Below are 18639 nucleotides of genomic sequence, written 5' to 3'. Positions count from 1 at the left end.
TAAATGACGCTCCAGGTTCATAAAAGGATACAGGATAATTTGTTAAGTTTTGGATGTTCTCGCTACACAGGGTAAATTCCGGCTCGATTTCCTCATGAATCGTAGTCGTTCTGGTTATAGTAAAAAAGAATATAACGGAGGAGGTTGTATGCATGGAACGTTCTGAGGAATTTGTTGAGAAGATCAAGGAACAGCAAAAAAAAGAAGCGGATAATAAACGCCGTCAAGGGAATGGCCACCCAGAGAAAAGGTTGCCGAACAAACAGCATTGATCAAAAGTCCAAACAAAAAGAGCTAGAAGAGGTCATACAAGGACCTCCACTAGCTCTTTTTCCTGTTTCAATATTGCTGATATCCGCCGCCTTGGCCCATGCCGCCATGCATCGGGTATGGATGAAAGGCTCCTCCATGTCCGCCCATGCCACCTGGCATCTGCATGGGAAAGCTATTCTGTCCGCCATAACCGTGTTGCATCGGAAATCCTCCTGGAAAGCCCATTCCCGGATGACCACCCATGCCACCAAACATCGGATACCCAACTGGTTGACCGAACCCTCCTGGAACACCATATCCTCCAACTCCCGGGAATCCCCCGAAGTTTCCATATCCGCCAAAGTTCTGTCTTGTGTAGTACATCTCTGTCACTCCTCATCTAGGTTACAGTCTAGAATATGATGAATAGACAGAAGCGTGCTCAAAAATTCCAGGCGTCATATGGTCTTTAATAACAGTTTCTTCAACAGCGGGGTAAAGTGCTCTGGCAATTCAGATACAGTGGGAATCATCAGCCTTTCTTTGCCATAGATGTTTTTCATCGTCAGTTCTTCGCTTTCCTCGATGCTTCCATCCGCTAGGAACATGCCAATGACATCGATTCCCTTTTTACGTGCTTCGGATACGGCAAGATGCGTATCGACGATCCCATTCTGGTCGTACTGTGCAGCAGCCGGTTCTCCATCGGAGAAGACGAGCAGAAAGCGATTCTTCTCCCGCCTTCTTTCCAATTCCTTAGTGGCGACGCGGATGCTGTAACCGTCCCGATTATCTTCCTCAGGTTCAAGCTGCATGATCTTCGCGCCGGCATTCTGGTAAAGAGAATCGGAATGGGAGTGAATCACATGAAAATAGTTCGGTTGGTACCCTTCTTTCACATCATTGGCGTCTTCCCAAAATCCGACGATTGAATGGGGGATTTTCAATTTCTTCAGCACTTCATGAAAGAGGACAATGCCACGCTTCGTTTCATCCATTTTATTGTGCATCGAGGCCGAGCAATCGACTAGAAGTGTGAACACGGCATCGATTTCCTTGGACTCCTGGTTCTTTTTATAAAAGACCCGCGGATTTTCATCCAGCACGAGTGGCAGCAACTTCTTGGATAACCTTCCGAACGCCAAATCTCTTCTTGGTGCATTCTTCTTATTTTCAAGCGTCTTTTCGATGGTGCTGGAAAGCTTCCGCTTGAAAGGTTCGATGTCAGCCACGAACTCTCGATACCGTTTTTCCTCATCGATCGTTGACGCCCTCGCCTCTTTGGTTATCATGACGGCATCTTTATTATCCTCGCCAAACGGATAATCACCGCTTTTCCCGGGTTTCGTTTGCTTTTTCTCGAGTGTCTCCTGTTGCTTGTAGTCCTTTTCTTTACTTTCACCGGAAGAGCCTTGAATCGAGGCCAACGCCTGGTCAGCATCTTCCGCTTCCCGTGCACCGCCGCCTAGCATGCTGGTTTTCGTCCCCTGCTCCAGTTCAAACTGAAGGAAGGTGGAAGGATTTTCGCCATTCTTATTCTCCCGGTGCCATGTCGAGAACTTTTCATCGATGAACTCGCTATTCTCTTCATCCACATCTTCTGTGTCATCATTCGCTAACTCGTCGTTTCGCGTCAGTTCATCGAAAAGCGTGTTGGCCGTATACTGTTCCACATTCGCGACCGGGAAGATGAAATACTCATTCATGCTATCTTGATACTCTTCATTCAAACGGAAGACGATTTGTTCGCAAATTCTTGTGATATCACTCGTTTTCCTTGCTTCAAACACCATATAAATCAACGGTTTGATTTTTTCCAATGCCTCCACCTGGCGTTCGTTGGCTCGTGGAAAAATCGGATCCGGACGATTGGAATGAAGCAGTAAATAAATCAGGCAGAACAGTTCATCAAGTGCAAAGCTCCTCGTTACGTTCGCAGCCGATTGCGTTTCAAAGTATTGCGTAAGATACGCCTCGCGTATAGAAAACCACTTCTTTGTTCCCGGGCGCTCTTTTTTGATCAATTCCTCAAGTCGTACATCTTCGAATAGGGTAAACAGCTCTGCCGAAAACTTTGGAAGCCCGCTTTCCTCGATGACTTCCCGATAGGACTGTAAATCCTTCACGCTTGAATGATGAAGGGTCCCAATCGTCCTGAGAAGTACATCCGTCTTCAATCCTGCAGCCTTTACCTCTTGGTTGCCGTTTTCCCAAAAATGGCTCGCCGTGACTTTACTGTTTACAGAATCAAGGAAAGATCCATAGTTGTATTCAAATTCCAGTTCAGGAATACCGGATAAAACCGTCGATAAATCCTGAAGCTGCAAAAAAAGCGCCGTATCAATAATTGAATCGTTGAATCGAATATACTTCATGCGGCATTCTCCTAGTTAGAATAATGTGTCGGCCAAGTTCTTCACAAATTCCCGTTCCCGTTCCTCATCAAGCTTATCCACGATTGAACGAAGAATCGCCCGCTTAGGTGGGATCAGTACACTTAGATCACACGCATCAAGCAGTGCCCGTATCGATGCTGCATCCTCAGCCACTTTCCCTTGATTCACGGCATGAATCAAATCACCCGATAGCTTGACGAACAGCTCAATGGTCCGTGCATCCTTCAGTTTCGTATTGGTTTCGATCAATTGCTTAAGCTGCTCTCCTTCAATATAGGGAACCTCAATCACGATGAACCGGTTTTTCAGCGCTTCATTCAACGGCACTGTACCGACATAGCCTTCATTGATGGCCGCAATCACATTGAAGTCCTCTTTTGCCGTGACGATTTCATTCGTAAATGGATTCGTGATCGTCCTTCTATAATCAAGCACCCCATTGATCAACGGCAACGTTTCAGGCTTCGCCATGTTGATTTCATCAATATAGAGAAAAGTTCCGTGATTCATCGCATTTGTCACGGGTCCCGGAACGAATTCAATCTCCTGTTTGCCCTCGTTATAGGATAAAGTCTTGAAGCCCAACAAGCTCTCAGCATCCAAATCGACCGAACAGTTGACGCTGAACATCGGCTGGTTGAATAAATGGGATAACGTCTCCGCAAACTTCGTCTTCCCTGCCCCTGTGGGACCTTTTAACAAAATGTTTTTCCCCATGCTCAACGCTGAAATCGCATCGACCATCAAATCCATCTCGGGTGGCAGGTATCCACCTTTGGAAATCAGCTCCTGAAATTGGACAGGTTTTTTCTTATTCGTATGTAAGATATTCGCTATCTCTTCTGGCAACGTATTCATCACGATCTCACTCCACTCCTTTTTCCCCATTCTAAAGTTCTTTTCCAGTAAAGACAAACATCTGCTTTTCATCCGGAGGCTGTTGTCCAATTTCTTGATGAAACTAGCGGGTGCGTTAGTCGAAGTAGGTGCATAAAATAATCAAACTCTCTATTTCTCAATTTTTAATAGCTATATAAGCACTTTTAAATTGGGTTGAGGAATAGTATTGACTAAACGTTGCTTTACTCATTACAAGGAGCTGACAGCAACACCTTTTCTTATACAATTAAAGGTGTAGGTTAGATTACTAGTAACAGGGAAGGATTTCTTATAACGAAAATTGAATATAAATTTTATGTACATATTTTCGTTTTTTAGGTGGGGTGATTGTTATGTGGGAGAGAATGTTTATAAATACAACACGCGGAAAGTTTGAGATTTTTACCCAGGGTGAAGGAGAACCAGTGTGCATTACCCATTTATATAGTGAGTTTAATGAATTAGGTTATTATTTCGCTGACACTTTTGTAGATCACTTCAAAGTATATCTAATTAACTTAAAAGACGCAGGAAACTCTTGCAAAGCCGTTATTGAAGATGAATTAAGTATGGAAGAAACATCTAAGGATTTAGAGGCTGTTAGAGAAGCTTTAAATTATGATAAGTGGTGCTTTGCCGGGCATTCGACTGGAGGAATGCTTGGTTTAATGTATGCAACGATTTTTCCAGAATCTTTAAAAAAACTATTAGTTGGAGGAGCGGCTGCCTCTAAAAAATATATGGAACACGAAGGCAGTATGTATAGTCCTCGTAGTTCACTAAACAAAAAACTGAAAAAGATTTTTGCCGTACTCAAATCTCCTGACTCTACCATTGAAGAGCGAAGGGATGCTAACAAAGAATGGACTAATATGTCTTTATATAACATAGAAAAACAGGGTGAATATTTCAAGAAAAAGAGCAGTGGGAAAGTTGTACAAAAAAGGCTAGATTATTATTCCTTTAATGACTTGCCAAACTACGACATTCTAAATGAACTGCATGAGGTTACCATCCCGACTATTGTTTATTGTGGAAGGTATGATGCTCAATGTCCACTTATTTTTTCTGAAGAAATAAAGGCAAGTTTAAAAAATTCCAAACTATATATTTTCGAAAAAAGTAATCACTTACCATACCTAGAAGAGAAAGAAAAATTCATTCAGATGGTTTCAGATTATAACGGACTAACAACGAAAACCGACTTTGAACTGACAGGTAATTAATTCCTTACCATGCCTTATAGGTGGCCCTTTTTAAGAAACAATAATAATTTCTAACAAAGCCTATCAGAAAGGAGCCGTCAAAAGACGACTCCCTTCTTCTTTCATACTATTCATTCCATTTTTCATACAATCATGAATGAGGTACTTCGTTTTCTTTCATCAGGCTTACGATATAGCCTACTAATCCGCCAACGATGGCAGGAATGACCCAACCTACCCCTACACTGAATAATGGGAGGTAGTCAGTCAAAAATTCAGTAACCGGGTTCTTTGGTATCCCGAAAGCAATGAGTCCATCATAAATCCCGAAAATCAAGGTAAGGAAAAGACTTCCCAAATACACTTCCGATCTCCCTTTGAAAAGGGGATGTAAAAATGTCAACGCGATGATGACGATGGCAACTGGATAGAGCGCCGTCAATACCGGCACCGTATACTCGATTAAGTTGCTTAGGCCGACATTGGCCACCGCTGCACTGAATGCAGAAAAAATGACCACATAGATTTTATAGGATACAGATGGCCACAACTTGTTAAAGTAAGTAGAACATGCCGTAATCAGGCCGATGCTCGTCGTTAAACAAGCGGCAATCACAATCAGGCCTAATAACACGGCACCTCCAGAACCGAAAAAGTGGTTCGATACTTGGGCAAGAACGTCTCCGCCATTCCCTAACTGGCCAAGCAATTCCACACTAGTTGCCCCTACATATGTTAATGACGTATAAACGATCATTAACAGGAAGGCGGCAATCAAACCGGCCTTAGTACAGAACTTCAGAATTTCCTTCTTGGAAGTGATGCCCCTATCCTTGATGGTATTGATCACAATGATACCAAAAGCAAAGGATGCCAGGGTATCCATTGTTAAATAGCCCTCTTTGAATCCTTTAAAGAATGAATTGTCAGAATAGTCTGCTATAGGAGCTTGAATGTCCCCCATTGGGTTTATGATCGCCACAATGATCAGGATGGCAATGAAAATTAATAATAATGGAGTTAATATTTTTCCGACAATATCCAAAACTTTTGAGGGATTAATAGATAAGAGACAAGCAACGCCAAAGTAGATGATGGTGAAGACCAACAAAGGTAAAAAACCGACTCCATCTGGAAGGAATGGCTTAATTCCTATTTCATAAGATACGCTTCCGGTTCGCGGAAGAGCGAATAATGGGCCAAGCGATAGATAAAGAACGATTGTGAAAATCAAACCGAACATAGGATGCGCCCGGCTTACCAGTGACTGCACATCATTTTTACCTGAAATACCAAATGCCAGGATTCCGATAAAAGGCAACCCGACCCCGGTAAGGATGAATCCAAGGTTAGCCGACCATAAGTTGGTCCCGGAGGATTGTCCAAGCATGGCAGGAAAAATCAAATTACCTGCACCAAAAAATAAAGCGAAAAGCATTAAACCTGTAACCAATGTAAAAGAAAGTGGTGCTTTCTGTGACATTATGAAACCTCCAATGTTCTCTTTCTCCTAATCATTAGATAAGAGAAGTGCCTGCGATTCAACGTACATGATTCGTACAACCCACAACACAACACTCCTAACTATAAAATGCAGTCGTTCGTTTGTCAAAAACTATTTTAGTAATTATTCCGAAAAATCATTTTAGTGCTTCTTATTATCTAAATAAAAATAGTTTCATGCATGATAGTGGGTCTTTCGATACAAGGAAAAAGAACTCTGAAGACTAAAATAACCTTATTTCAGTAGCCGATAATGTTTTTGTTTGGTTAACCAGAGCTGGCCTGATAAACGCAAAAGCAGGGCCATCCATTTGGGATGGCCCTGCTCATTCGTTCTTCCTATCTTATATGGAATTCAACGCTTCAGCAATTGGAGTTTCCCCTGCAATCAAATCAAAGGAACGGTTATAGGTATGTTCCTCGGTTAAGGCAGCCACAATTGTCTTGGCCACATCCTCCCGCGGGATCGTGCCCCTTTCCAGTTTCTCGGCAGCCGTCACCTGGCCTGTTCCCGGTTCGTTCACGAGACCGCCCGGCCGGATGATTGTATACGTTAAATCGCTATGCAACAGGGCTCGATCGGCATAGTGCTTGGCCACATAATACGGTTTAATGGCTTCGCTCCAGTTTTCCCGGTTGTTTGCCTGAAAAGCGCTGACCATGATAAACCGCTTCACCTGTAAATTTTCAGCCGCTTCGATTGTCTTGACTGCGCCGTCAAGATCCACCAATAAGGTTTGATCCGCCCCTGTGCTGCCCCCGGAACCTGCTGCAAACACGATGGCGTCGCACCCTTTCGCCGCTTCTGAAATCTCTTCCACCGTTCCCGTCAAGCTGACGACCACTGATTCGACTCCGATTTCTTCAAATGATTTCTTCTGTTCCTCTTTTCGAATCATGGCCCGTACACTATGTTCACTTTCTTTCAATAACGCAACTACCTTTTTCCCGATCTGCCCATTTGCTCCAACTACGAATACTTTCATATAAAATCAGCCCCCATACTGGATAATTGGTTTTCTCATCCAATTATTTCATGAACGGTGCGCAACAGCAAACAATCAGCATAAGGCTAGGATGAAAATGGAATTTCCTTGCAATGTGCTTGAGATATTTTATAATAAAGGGAATTCGATAAGGAGGTGTAATGATGGCAATGAAACGTGTTTTGCCACCTTCTGCAGCATCTCATGCAAAGCCTGATAGTGGAGGCGATACTTTGCATGGGGTGGAAATAAAATAAACGAACATCGCCCATCTTTTATCATTTCTAATAAACAGGCTTTGCCCCTTATTTCATTCGCAACAAAAAATAAGGAGCTGGCAGAAATGACGTATGTAAAAGCAACAGCCGTTTTACCCGAGGCATTGATTCAGGAAATTCAAAAGTATGTGCAAGGGGAAACCATCTATATTCCCAAACCTGATCAAACGCATCATAAATGGGGAACACGTTCTGGATCCCGGAAAATGATTGATGAGCGAAATGCCTCGATTAAATATGCCTTTAAAACCGGGACCGCTATCCATCAATTAGCGGAGAAACACTTTCTCTCAACGGAAACCATAAAAAAAATCATTTATTCCAAATAGAGCTTGTCTCGCAGCACTGATGAAAGAGATCAGTGCTATTTCTATGCCAAATTTGTTTCCTAAACATTTTCCACCTTTCATTCAAAAAGCGGATTCTGTAAAATGAAAGCAACAGGAACATGAACAGGAGTGGGGAAATGAAACCCTTTATCAAAAGTGAACAATATAACTTCATCAAGTTACAAACGCAGATACTGATAAATGGACACGCAACAGCCAACGATAAAGATGTCGTTCATACAGTCAAGTCCGTTGCAAAAGAAAGAGTGCTGAAATTATTCAATGAACTGGACGGCAAGCACAAGCAACTTCTGGACCCCATCGACACCATCAAGGACCCTGCCCATGCTGAAGCCTTTCTCTTGGAACTCAAACCCTATGTCATCCCTTTTAAAGAAGTAACGGAACAAACGGTCAAGAAGTTATTTCCGAAGGCGAAGAAATTAAAGGCCCCCAAAATGGAAACCATCGATTTAAGAGAGATTTCTTACTTGGGATGGGACGATACTGGCTCAGGAAAGAAATTCATCATCGCCCCCCGGCATAATAAGCTGATTGGACTGCATGGGACATTCAAACCTTCTCATAAAAAAGGGATCTGCGCGATATGCAGCCGCTTTGAGGAAGTCGGGATGTTCATGTCTGAAACAAAAGGAACCGTTCAAGGCACATTCATAAAAAAAGGAAACTATATTTGTAACGATAGTATGAAATGCAACCAGAATATCACCACATTGGATAAATTGGATGACTTCATTTCGCGGATCAAGTAAATTGATAAAGGCAACCCTTCGGTAGGAAGGATTGCCTTTTGCATGTGCCTCTTGTTTCACGATCCCCTCGTATATTTCAGAGGGATCAACTCGCTGATTTTCGTTTTAACCGTTTCCCCATCCACCTCTATGATCACAAAACAATCCTCTGCATAATCCGAGATCAGTTCCCGGCACATCCCACAAGGACTGACCACCTTTAACTCTCTATTGATTTCATCGGAATAGGGATGCTTCACAGCCACGATCGTATCAAACTCTTTTTCCCCTTCCGATATCGCCTTTCCAATCGCAACGGCTTCAGCACACACCGTGATACGGCCGACATATGCTTCCATATGTACCGCAGCTACAATTTTACCCGACTTTGTTTTCAACGCTGCCCCTACATGGTGCTTATCTTCCTCGTACAGCGCTTTGATCTTTTCCCTTGCAGCCTCGATTACTGGATAATCGGATTCTTGTAAAGGATAGGTCATCATACAGCATTCCCCTTTTCTAAAAAACGACTAGCTCTAGACACACCTGACTTATCAATCTACACCGAACTTGGCAGTTACGGCTAACAAACGATGCGGTCCATAGAAATTATTTAAGTGAAAGGCTTATTCGTTTTTAATTCAAATCATTTATTGTCAATTCCTTGCCTGGAGTAAAACTGACGTACTCATAATTTTCTTCTCCGTTCACCATACTTCGATATCCCACCTCGGTAGTATAATAATCGATCGATTCGTCATTCAATAGCTCCTGTATAATCTTGCACTGCTGCACCATCTGTTCTTTTGTTAAATCGCCTTTTTCAATTTCCAGCATAATGTGAATCGGCTTTGGCGTTTTCATCTGTGGTGTCCATTCCTCGGCAACTTTGTTGTATACTTCCACATCCGTATCCACAGAATCGACTTGCGGGATTTTTTCCTGGAGGAGCGTTAGAATATACTGTTCTGCCTCCGCATTTAGCCTTTTGGATGCATCTTTCTCTATCTTGGATTCATGGATTGTATCACTATAAACTTCATACGGTTCGATACCGGAGACATAGAAGCGATAGGTGGTTTCAACTGCTTTTGAATTCTTTACCACTACATTGAACTCATACGTTTCATCGGTCCATCCATACCCTACCGACCGCTTGATTTCGTAGTCCATGTCGGGATAAGTTTGTTCTAAAAACTCTTCCAGACTCTCCTTTGCTTTGTATTTACCAGTTTTATTTCCGCTCATTTGCATATAAGCGAACACTATGGCGGCAATTAATGAAATGGCAATCACGCTGTATATCATTTTCTTTTTCATAATTAATGCTCCTCTCTTACTTTAAGAATGCAAAAGCCGATGATGATTCCTACAAAAGTTAACAGCAGGTGGACAATTAAGGAAGTCAGTGCTATCAGAAGAGCTTCCGAAAAACTTTGAGCATAAAACTCACCGAACCAATCCGTCATATATAACAGGCAATTCCATATGAAATTCGGTACACCCGCAAGCAGGACGGCAATGAGGACTGAGCGGTAGAACAGAAATGTGACCGCACCTAAAATGGCGTAAGTCAGAATAAAGCCACTATTGTCATTCATAATGGTCGTACTCATTGCCAATATAAAGGCAATGGCTACAAAGAAAATCTGTATTGTCGTCAATTTCAAGGTTATATTCCGCATCATTTTTTTAGAAGCACCGCCGGGTATTACTTCCGCGGGCAATGGAATCTGTGATTGTTCTGCTATCTGCCGACATTCTTGGCAACTTTGCAAATGCTCCTCAACAAACCGTTGAGTTTCCCGTTGCAATAATTCCTCTTCGTATAAAGGTAGTAAATCTTGCGTCACCGAACATTTTGTGTTCATAAAGTCTCCTCCATTGTTTTTTGAATTCTCAATTTCAAGCGGTGAAAGGATACTCGCGCATAATTTTCAGATTTCCCGATTAATGCGCCAATATCTGCAAAACTCAGCTCCCCGTATATACGCAGTAGTACGATCTCCCTCTCTGAATCCTCCAATTTTGAAATATGATGCAAAAGATTTTTCGTATCCTCCTTAATTTCTGCTAGCTCTTCTAATGAATGGATTTCCGTTTCCGGCACCATGGAAAGTTTTTGCATTAAATCAAGCTGATATTTGTTTTTGCGGTAATACTTCTTCAATAGATTATTTGCAATCGAAAACATCCAAGTTGATAAGGTGGAATCGCCATTATATGATGCGATGTTTTTACACGCCTCATAAAAGGTGTCGTGGCAAAGATCTTGAGCAGTTGCCTGATTTCCTGTCTTGGCATAAAAAAACGCATAAATTTTTGGTTGGATTTCTTCGTATTCTTCTTCAAGCTTCTTCATAACGCCCTCTCTCTCTTGCCTTTCCTAGTATTAATACCTCGGTTACATGTTTCGTTACAACTTTTTTTAAAAATCACCATATTTTAGGTTCATTTTGTAATTTTACTATATAGTTAAGCGAAAAATAGTTAACAGCCTTATAGATGAGTAGACTAAATGACCTTATAAAACCTGTACATTAAGATTAAAGAAAAAAACCTAAAAAAAAAGAAGTGCTAGAAACAGCACTTCTTACAGTTTATCGACAAAAGAACATCGCCTGTTTATTTAAAAGTCCCTTAAAGTAATCCAATCCATACTCTTTTGCCCGCGAAACATACTCAATCGTTTCTTTACGCTTCGGATATATAGAATGATAATGCAAAGTGGATTGGAACGGAAGGTACGAGACTCCTGCGGGAAATGCGCGTCTAGGAGAGACAACGCAGGCAAAGCCGAGGAGGCTCCCCGACCGCCCGCGGAAAGCCAGTGCCTGAAGTGGAAATCAACGTCCACATTGTACAAACCACATATAAACAAACACATTTTTCATCAAGTGTGGCTACAGTCTAAAAGAAGTGCTAGAAACCGCACTTCTTACGCCAATACCGTGGCACCCATCAAGTAGCTGTTCACTTCCCTCGCTACTTCACGGCCTTCATTGATGGCCCAGACAATTAGGCTTTGCCCTCTTCTCGCATCTCCTGCAGCAAAAACGCCTTCGACATTCGTTCTATAATCACCATAGGCGGCATCGATCTTTTGATTGACAGTATCCACTCCGAATTGAGTGAGGAGTGGTTGCTCTGTTCCTTCGAATCCGATGGCAATGAAGACGAATTGGGCCGGCCATACTTTCTCCGTGCCCGGAATTTCTTTAAAGAGATAGATGCCATCTTCCCCTTTAATTTTTTCCATTTGGATCGTATGCAGTTCCTTTACGTTGCCTTGTTCATCAGCCACGATCTTTTTCGTTTGAATCGAGTATTGACGTGGATCGGAGCCAAATTTCGCTTCCGCTTCTTCGTACGCATACTCAAGTGAAAATACGTTTGGATAGGCTGGCCACATGTTATCGGACGTACGGGAGGTCGGCAGGATTGGGTGTTTCCCGAATTGCACGACGCTGTTACATCCTTGGCGAAGGGCCGTCGCAACGCAATCGGCGCCTGTATCGCCGCCACCGATGACGATGACATCCTTACCCTTCGTATTTAAAAACTTGCCATCTTCGAAGTTGGAGTCCAATAAGCTTTTCGTCGCCGTTGTTAAGTAATCCATCGCTAGGTGAATGCCTTTTGCTTCACGGCCTTCGATATCCAGTTCGCGTTGCTTCTGGGCACCTGTGCAGAGGATGACGGCATCGTATTGGTTTTGCAGTTCCTCTTTTGTGATGTCCTTCCCGACTTCCATATTCAGGACGAAATCGATGCCTTCTTGATTCAATAAAGTGATCCGGCGTGCGACGACATCTTTCTCCAGCTTCATGTTCGGGATTCCATATGTCAATAAACCGCCGGCACGGTCAGAACGCTCATACACCGTTACCGAATGGCCTGCTTGGTTTAACTGATCGGCACTTGCCAATCCGGCAGGACCGGAACCGATGATGGCAATTTTCTTCCCGGTCCGCTGTTGTGGAATGCGCGGTGTGATCCAGCCATTTTCGAAGCCCTTGTCAATGATGGAGCGTTCGATGCTTTTGATGGCAACGGCCGGGTCGTTAATCGCTACCGTACACGACCCTTCGCAAGGAGCCGGGCAGACACGGCCCGTGAACTCAGGGAAGTTATTCGTCTTCATTAAACGCTCCAACGCTTCCTTCCATCTGCCACGGTACACTAAATCATTCCACTCCGGAATCAGATTGTTAATCGGACAACCCGTTGTGACCCGGTTCAATTCCATGCCCACATGACAGAAAGGGGTGGCACAGTCCATGCACCGTGCTCCCTGCCTGCTTAGTTTTTCGTCCGAGAAAGAAGTGGAGTATTCTCTCCAGTCCCGTAACCTTGTTAGAGGATTCCGTTCACTTGGCTTTTCACGCGGATATTCCATAAATCCTGTTGCTTTTCCCATTTGACTCTCCCCTTCCTTACAGCATGACAGCTTGTTTGGTGGATTTTTTACCTTGGATCGCATTGGCCTGAAACGCACTCATGAAGGCTTCTTCTTTCGTTAGACCAGCTTGCTTATGTTCCTCGATGCTATTCATCATCCGCTTGTAATCCTTCGGAATGACTTTAACGAACCTTTTCACAAGATCGTTCCAGTTCTCCAGCACATAGGAGGCTTTCGCACTCTCTGTATAATGCAGGTGGTTCGAAATCAATTCTTTTACTTCATTACTATCTTTTATGTCGTCAAGCGTTTCGAATTCGATCATTTCTGGGTTACACAAGGCTTTGAATGCTTCCACTTCGTCTGCAAGTACATAGGCAATACCGCCTGACATACCGGCTGCAAAGTTTTTCCCGACATCCCCCAGAATCACGACACGACCGCCTGTCATATACTCGCAACCATGGTCGCCAATTCCCTCGACGACGACATGTACACCGCTATTCCGGACCGCAAAACGCTCACCGGCACGTCCGTTGATGTATGCTTCCCCGCTTGTGGCACCATATAGGGCAATATTCCCGGCAATCACATTATCGCCCGCTTCCATCTGATTTCCAGGTGGAGATGTGACGACCAATTTCCCTCCGGATAATCCTTTACCGATATAGTCATTGACATCACCTGTCAAATACATCGACATCCCCTTCGGTATGAAGGCACCGAAGCTTTGACCGGCTGATCCCGTGAAGCGAAGGGTGATCGTATCTTCCGGCAGTCCTTCCTCACCATATCGTTTGGAAACTTCACTACCGACGATCGTTCCAACCACGCGATTCACGTTTGTGATTGGGAAACTTGCGTCCACTTGAGTTTGGTCCTCAAGGGCAGGCTGTACAGCAGGGAGGATTTCCCTGACATCCAAGGATTCTTCAATTTTATGATTTTGCGGATGCTGGAACGTACGGATTCCTTCCGGTTGGAAAAGAAGGGTCGATAAGTCCAGGTGTTTCGTTTTCCAATGAGCCTTGGCCCGCTCGCTCACCTGTAGAACATCCGTACGGCCAACCATTTCGTCAACCGTTTTGAACCCTAATTCAGCCATCGTTTCACGAACTTCCTCTGCAATGAAACGCATGAAATTCACGACATGATCCGGATCTCCGGCAAATTTGCTCCGTAGCTCAGGGTTTTGTGTAGCTACACCTACTGGACATGTATCCAAGTGGCACGCGCGCATCATCACACAACCAAGTACGACTAGTGGAGCGGTTGCGAAACCGAACTCTTCGGCACCAAGGATCGCCGCCATGACCACGTCACGGCCAGTCATCAGCTTTCCGTCCGTTTCAAGGACGACTCGACTACGTAGACCGTTCAGCATCAAGGTCTGATGGGCTTCGGCAAGACCAAGCTCCCACGGCAGTCCAGTATGCTTGATGCTCGTTTTAGGCGAAGCACCCGTTCCCCCATCATATCCGCTGATGACAATCACATCGGCAGCTCCTTTGGCAACACCTGCGGCAATCGTACCGACTCCCGCTTTCGATACCAGCTTGACGCTGATCCTTGCCTCGCGATTGGCATTTTTCAAGTCATGGATCAATTGCGCCAAATCTTCAATTGAATAAATATCATGATGTGGCGGTGGTGAAATCAGACCGACGCCTGGCGTGGATCCACGAACTTCGGCTACCCAAGGGTATACCTTATTCCCAGGCAACTGCCCACCTTCACCCGGTTTCGCTCCTTGTGCCATCTTAATTTGAAGCTCATCGGCATTCACGAGATAATGGCTTTTCACACCAAAACGACCGGATGCGATCTGCTTGATTCCACTGCGGCGGCTATCACCGTTTTCATCGATTTCATACCGATTCGGATGTTCCCCGCCTTCTCCACTATTACTTTTTCCGCCTAAACGGTTCATCGCAATCGCCAATGTTTCATGGGCTTCCTGACTTAACGACCCAAATGACATGGCCCCTGTTTTGAAGCGGCGCACGATGGATTCAACGGATTCCACTTCATCTATGGAGATACTTTGGTTCTTTTGGTTGAATGCGAATAAATTCCGCAAAAATCCAAGTCGCTCTTCATTCGCCAACTGGGAATATTGCTTAAATAGGCTGTAATCACCTTTTCGGCACGCCCATTGCAACGTATGAATCGTTTTCGGGTTGAACGCATGATGCTGACCATTTGCCCGATATTGAAAATCACTGCCCGCTTCAAGCGTCTGGTTGGAAAGATCGACGACAGCCCGTTGGTGACGGATCAATGCTTCTTCTGCAATGGTCTCCAATTCAATCCCACTAAGCTGTGACGCTGTACCACTGAAATAGCGTTCAATCACATTCGCACTAATTCCGACCGCTTCGAAAATTTGGGCACCACGGTAACTTTGGACCGTGGAAATTCCCATCTTCGACATGATCTTGACGATGCCTTCCGTCACGGCTTTCACATATTTGCTGACCGTTTTCTCGTAACTGATCGTTAAACTGCCGTCTGCGACTGCCTGCTTATACGTTTCAAAAGCAAGATACGGATAAATGGCATCCACCCCATATCCAATCAAAGCGGCAAAGTGATGGACTTCCCGTGCCTCTCCGGTTTCGACGATGATGCTGACCTTCGTCCGGTTCCCATGACGAATAAGCTCTTGGTGAAGGGCACTGGCCGCCAATAATGGAGGAATCGCAGCACGCTCTTCGCTCATGTTCTTATCGGATAAAATCAATAGGCTGATGCCTTCCGTTATCGCTTGTTCCGCTTCCCGGCATATTCGATTTAATTCAAGTTCCAAATCTTCAGAAAATAAAGTCTCGATGACCCTACTTTTGAATTCCGGGTAGTTATTTTCTTTAAGCTGATTCATATGGCCTGGCGTCAATACCGGTGTATCCAATTGAATGCGATGGCTATTCTTTTCATTCGGATTCAGTAAGTCGCCTTCTGCCCCTAGAAACGTCATCGTTGACGTAACGATTTGTTCACGAAGCGAATCGATTGGTGGGTTGGTCACCTGGGCAAAGGATTGCTTGAAGTAATTGAAAAGCGATTGCGGACTATCGGCCAATACCGCCAACGGAATATCGTTCCCCATCGAGCCAAGTGGATCTTTTCCTTCCTTAATGACCGGCAACAAGTATTTTTGTACGTCTTCATACGTATAGCCGAACGCTTTCTGACGGAAAACCAAATCGGATAGAGGTTCCACATCGACCGGCTCTTCGTCCGTCAACTGCACAATCTGTTCGTCCAGCCACTTTTGATACGGTTGTTCGTTCGCCATTTCGGATTTGATTTCTTCATCCGAGATGATGCGGCCTTCCTCTAAATCAAGTAAAAGCATTCTGCCTGGGCTTAAACGCTCTTTATATAATACATTTTCCGGCTCGACTTCGATTACCCCGACTTCAGAGGAGAAAATGATGTAGTCATCTTTGGTCACATAATAACGGGCAGGTCTTAATCCGTTACGGTCTAGGATCGCCCCGATTTGTTTCCCATTCGTGAACGAAATCGCCGTCGGGCCATCCCAAGGCTCCATCAACATGCTGTGGTATTCGTAAAAGGCTTTCTTTTCCTTGGTCATATGCGGATTTTCCGTCCATGGTTCAGGAATCAGCATCATCGCTGCATGCGCCGGCTTGCGGCCTGCCAGGACGAAGAATTCAAGGGCGTTATCCAAAATGGATGAGTCGCTTCCATCCGTATCCAAGATAGGAAGGACCTTTTGTAAATCATCCCCGAAAGCTTCCGAGACGAACTGCTGTTCACGCGCTTTCATCCAGTTGACATTGCCCCGAAGCGTATTGATCTCCCCATTATGGATCAAGTAGCGGTTTGGATGGGCCCGTTCCCAGCTAGGGAATGTGTTGGTACTAAAGCGGGAATGCACTAAAGCGAAAGCGGACAAAAAATCTTCATGCTGCAAATCAAGATAAAATGCATCGACTTGTTCCGGTGTCAGCAATCCCTTGTAAACGATCGTCGCGCTGGAAAGACTCGCAAAATAAAAACGGTTTCCACGTTCCCTTGCCCAGTTTTCAGCCTGTTTCCTGATGATGAATAATTTGCGTTCGAAAGCCAAGTCTTCTGTAACGTCATCACTTGCCCCGATGAACACCTGTCGGATCGTCGGGCATGTTTCTTTGCCGACGTCCCCTAATTTACCTGCATCCACAGGAACCGTTCTCCAGCCTAGAAGCGTTTGACCCTCTTGTTCGATTAATGAATTCAGACGCGCTTCAATCTCATTTCGTTCAGCATCATCGTTGGAAAAAAAGAGCATGCCCACACCATAGCGTCCTTTTGCCGGCAAATTCATTTCCGGGCAAGTCAGCTTGAAATACTTATCAGGAATTTGCACCATCAATCCTGCTCCATCCCCTGTTAGAGGATCGCTCCCTTGTCCACCGCGGTGGTCTAATTGGCACAGCATCTGCAGTCCTTGCTTGACGATATCATGTGTAGCTAGCCCCTTTAAATGAGCGTATAAACCGATCCCACATGCATCATGTTCAAATTCCGGACGGTAAAGACCTTGTGCTTTTGGTATTTGATTGTATGTCATACGTTTTCCCCCCTCTTATTTCTTACACCGTTATGTCACTTACATATTATTCTAGGTTTTCAAATCAATATAAACAATATATAATTAAGCCAAAATCTATCTCACTTTGAGATAGGTGGAAGGAGATGAGTAAATGGAACTACGTCAATTGCGTTATTTCGTCGAGGTTGCGGAGAGGGAACACGTCTCAGAAGCCGCCGAACACCTACATATTGCCCAATCGGCCATCAGCCGCCAGATTGCTAGACTGGAAGAAGAACTCGGCGTCACGTTATTCGAAAAAATCGGCCGGAACATTCAATTAACACCGATTGGACGAATATTCCTGGTTCATGCCAAAACGGCGATAAAGTCCATTGAATATGCCAAATATCAAATCGAGGAATTCCTGGATCCGGAGCATGGGATGATTAAAATCGGGTTCCCGACAAGCCTCTCCACCTATTTGTTGCCGACTGTCATTTCCGCTTTTAAAGATGAACAGCCGAACATCTCATTTCATTTGAAACAAGGTTCCTACTCCTACTTAATGGATGCCGTGAAAAACCGTGAAATCGGTTTGGCCTTCCTAGGGCCGGTCCCTACGAAAGATCCTGATATCGACGGCCATATCTTATTCACCGAAAACGTGTCTGCCCTACTTCCCATCACCCATCCGTTGGCTGAAAGAAAGAGCCTGCGCCTAAGCGACCTGCGGAATGATCCTTTTGTGCTGTTCCCCAAAGGTTACGTCTTGAACACCCTTGCCATCGAGGCTTGTAAGCAGGCCGGCTTCACGCCGAACATCGCTTCGGAAGGGGAAGACATGGATTCCATAAAAGGGCTTGTGTCCGCTGGAATCGGGGTCAGCCTCCTGCCTGATAGCACCTTCTATGAAATCGTTCCGAGGATGACCGTCAAAATTCCCATTGAAACGCCTTCAGTCAAACGGACAGTCGGTATCATCTCTCCAAGGAATCGAGAACTTGCCCCATCAGAAAAGGTATTTTACGAGTTTGTTAAAAAATTCTTTGCAAGGTTGGAGCAATACCAATGATATATTCTCAATAATGGGATAACTTCCGAAATGCCCACC

16 protein-coding genes are annotated in these 18639 nt (G+C 44.5%); 5 read left to right on the top strand and 11 right to left on the bottom strand.

The features are described from left to right. The first annotated feature begins 152 nt into the window (after positions 1–152). On the top strand, positions 153–272 hold the full coding sequence (locus ACIQXR_RS15790) for a DUF4023 domain-containing protein (protein WP_402875037.1): 120 nt from the start codon (positions 153–155) through the stop codon (positions 270–272). 67 nt (positions 273–339) lie between these two features. On the opposite strand, the gene ACIQXR_RS15785 is transcribed toward ACIQXR_RS15790, so the two are convergent. The 3 genes from ACIQXR_RS15785 to ACIQXR_RS15775 all read right to left on the bottom strand — a co-directional run bounded on the left by ACIQXR_RS15785 (position 340) and on the right by ACIQXR_RS15775 (position 3506). Beyond that, positions 340–636: a spore coat protein gene (locus ACIQXR_RS15785; protein ID WP_402875039.1), complete on the bottom strand. Its 297-nt coding sequence runs from the start codon at positions 634–636 to the stop codon at positions 340–342. A gap of 74 nt (positions 637–710) precedes the next feature. After that, a complete protein-coding gene (locus ACIQXR_RS15780) occupies positions 711–2627 on the bottom strand; it encodes a vWA domain-containing protein (protein WP_402875042.1) in 1917 nt (638 codons plus the stop codon). Between the two features lie 15 nt (positions 2628–2642). Further along, positions 2643–3506 (bottom strand): ATP-binding protein, encoded by an 864-nt coding sequence (locus ACIQXR_RS15775; RefSeq protein ID WP_402875246.1) that lies wholly within the window; start codon positions 3504–3506, stop codon positions 2643–2645. A gap of 374 nt (positions 3507–3880) precedes the next feature. On the opposite strand from ACIQXR_RS15775, the gene ACIQXR_RS15770 reads away from it, so the two are divergent. Then, positions 3881–4753, top strand: coding sequence for an alpha/beta fold hydrolase (locus ACIQXR_RS15770; protein ID WP_402875044.1), 873 nt, complete (start codon positions 3881–3883; stop codon positions 4751–4753). A 130-nt stretch (positions 4754–4883) separates the two neighbouring features. Here the strand turns inward: ACIQXR_RS15770 and brnQ are convergent, their stop codons facing one another. Further along, positions 4884–6215, bottom strand: coding sequence for a branched-chain amino acid transport system II carrier protein (brnQ, locus tag ACIQXR_RS15765; protein WP_402875047.1), 1332 nt, complete (start codon positions 6213–6215; stop codon positions 4884–4886). Between the two features lie 364 nt (positions 6216–6579). Beyond that, positions 6580–7221 (bottom strand): SDR family oxidoreductase, encoded by a 642-nt coding sequence (locus ACIQXR_RS15760; protein ID WP_402875052.1) that lies wholly within the window; start codon positions 7219–7221, stop codon positions 6580–6582. A 343-nt stretch (positions 7222–7564) separates the two neighbouring features. Here ACIQXR_RS15760 and ACIQXR_RS15755 point away from each other — a divergent pair, with 343 nt between their 5' ends. Both ACIQXR_RS15755 and ACIQXR_RS15750 read left to right on the top strand, forming a co-directional pair. Continuing rightward, positions 7565–7828, top strand: coding sequence for a CD3324 family protein (locus ACIQXR_RS15755; protein WP_402875054.1), 264 nt, complete (start codon positions 7565–7567; stop codon positions 7826–7828). 137 nt (positions 7829–7965) lie between these two features. Beyond that, positions 7966–8601, top strand: a complete 636-nt coding sequence (locus ACIQXR_RS15750; protein ID WP_402875057.1) for a FusB/FusC family EF-G-binding protein — start codon at positions 7966–7968, stop codon at positions 8599–8601. A gap of 56 nt (positions 8602–8657) precedes the next feature. Here ACIQXR_RS15750 and ACIQXR_RS15745 read toward each other — a convergent pair whose 3' ends face one another. From ACIQXR_RS15745 to gltB, 6 genes are all read right to left on the bottom strand, one after another. After that, positions 8658–9083: a cytidine deaminase gene (locus tag ACIQXR_RS15745; RefSeq protein WP_402875060.1), complete on the bottom strand. Its 426-nt coding sequence runs from the start codon at positions 9081–9083 to the stop codon at positions 8658–8660. A gap of 133 nt (positions 9084–9216) precedes the next feature. Further along, the gene (locus ACIQXR_RS15740) at positions 9217–9900 is read right to left on the bottom strand and encodes a YfjL-like protein (RefSeq protein WP_402875064.1); all 684 of its coding nucleotides are present in this window, start codon (positions 9898–9900) and stop codon (positions 9217–9219) included. A gap of 2 nt (positions 9901–9902) precedes the next feature. Further along, the gene (locus ACIQXR_RS15735) at positions 9903–10451 is read right to left on the bottom strand and encodes a zf-HC2 domain-containing protein (protein ID WP_402875067.1); all 549 of its coding nucleotides are present in this window, start codon (positions 10449–10451) and stop codon (positions 9903–9905) included. Next, complete coding sequence (locus tag ACIQXR_RS15730; protein WP_402875070.1) at positions 10448–10942, bottom strand: RNA polymerase sigma factor; 495 nt, start codon at positions 10940–10942, stop codon at positions 10448–10450. Before ACIQXR_RS15730 ends, ACIQXR_RS15735 begins: the two co-directional genes overlap by 4 nt. A 576-nt stretch (positions 10943–11518) precedes the next feature. Further along, positions 11519–13000 carry a glutamate synthase small subunit gene (gene gltD / locus ACIQXR_RS15725; RefSeq protein ID WP_402875072.1) on the bottom strand — a complete coding sequence of 494 codons (1482 nt, stop codon included), beginning with the start codon at positions 12998–13000 and terminating at the stop codon, positions 11519–11521. Positions 13001–13016: 16 nt separating this feature from the next. After that, positions 13017–17564 carry a glutamate synthase large subunit gene (gene gltB, locus ACIQXR_RS15720; protein WP_402875075.1) on the bottom strand — a complete coding sequence of 1516 codons (4548 nt, stop codon included), beginning with the start codon at positions 17562–17564 and terminating at the stop codon, positions 13017–13019. A gap of 133 nt (positions 17565–17697) precedes the next feature. On the opposite strand from gltB, the gene gltC reads away from it, so the two are divergent. After that, positions 17698–18600 carry a glutamate biosynthesis transcriptional regulator GltC gene (gene gltC / locus ACIQXR_RS15715; protein ID WP_402875078.1) on the top strand — a complete coding sequence of 301 codons (903 nt, stop codon included), beginning with the start codon at positions 17698–17700 and terminating at the stop codon, positions 18598–18600. Positions 18601–18639: the final 39 nt, after the last annotated feature.

Source organism: Peribacillus sp. NPDC097224, from assembly GCF_044761985.1.
Taxonomy (GTDB): domain Bacteria; phylum Bacillota; class Bacilli; order Bacillales; family DSM-1321; genus Peribacillus.
This window is presented reverse-complemented; position numbering and strand designations above follow the sequence as displayed.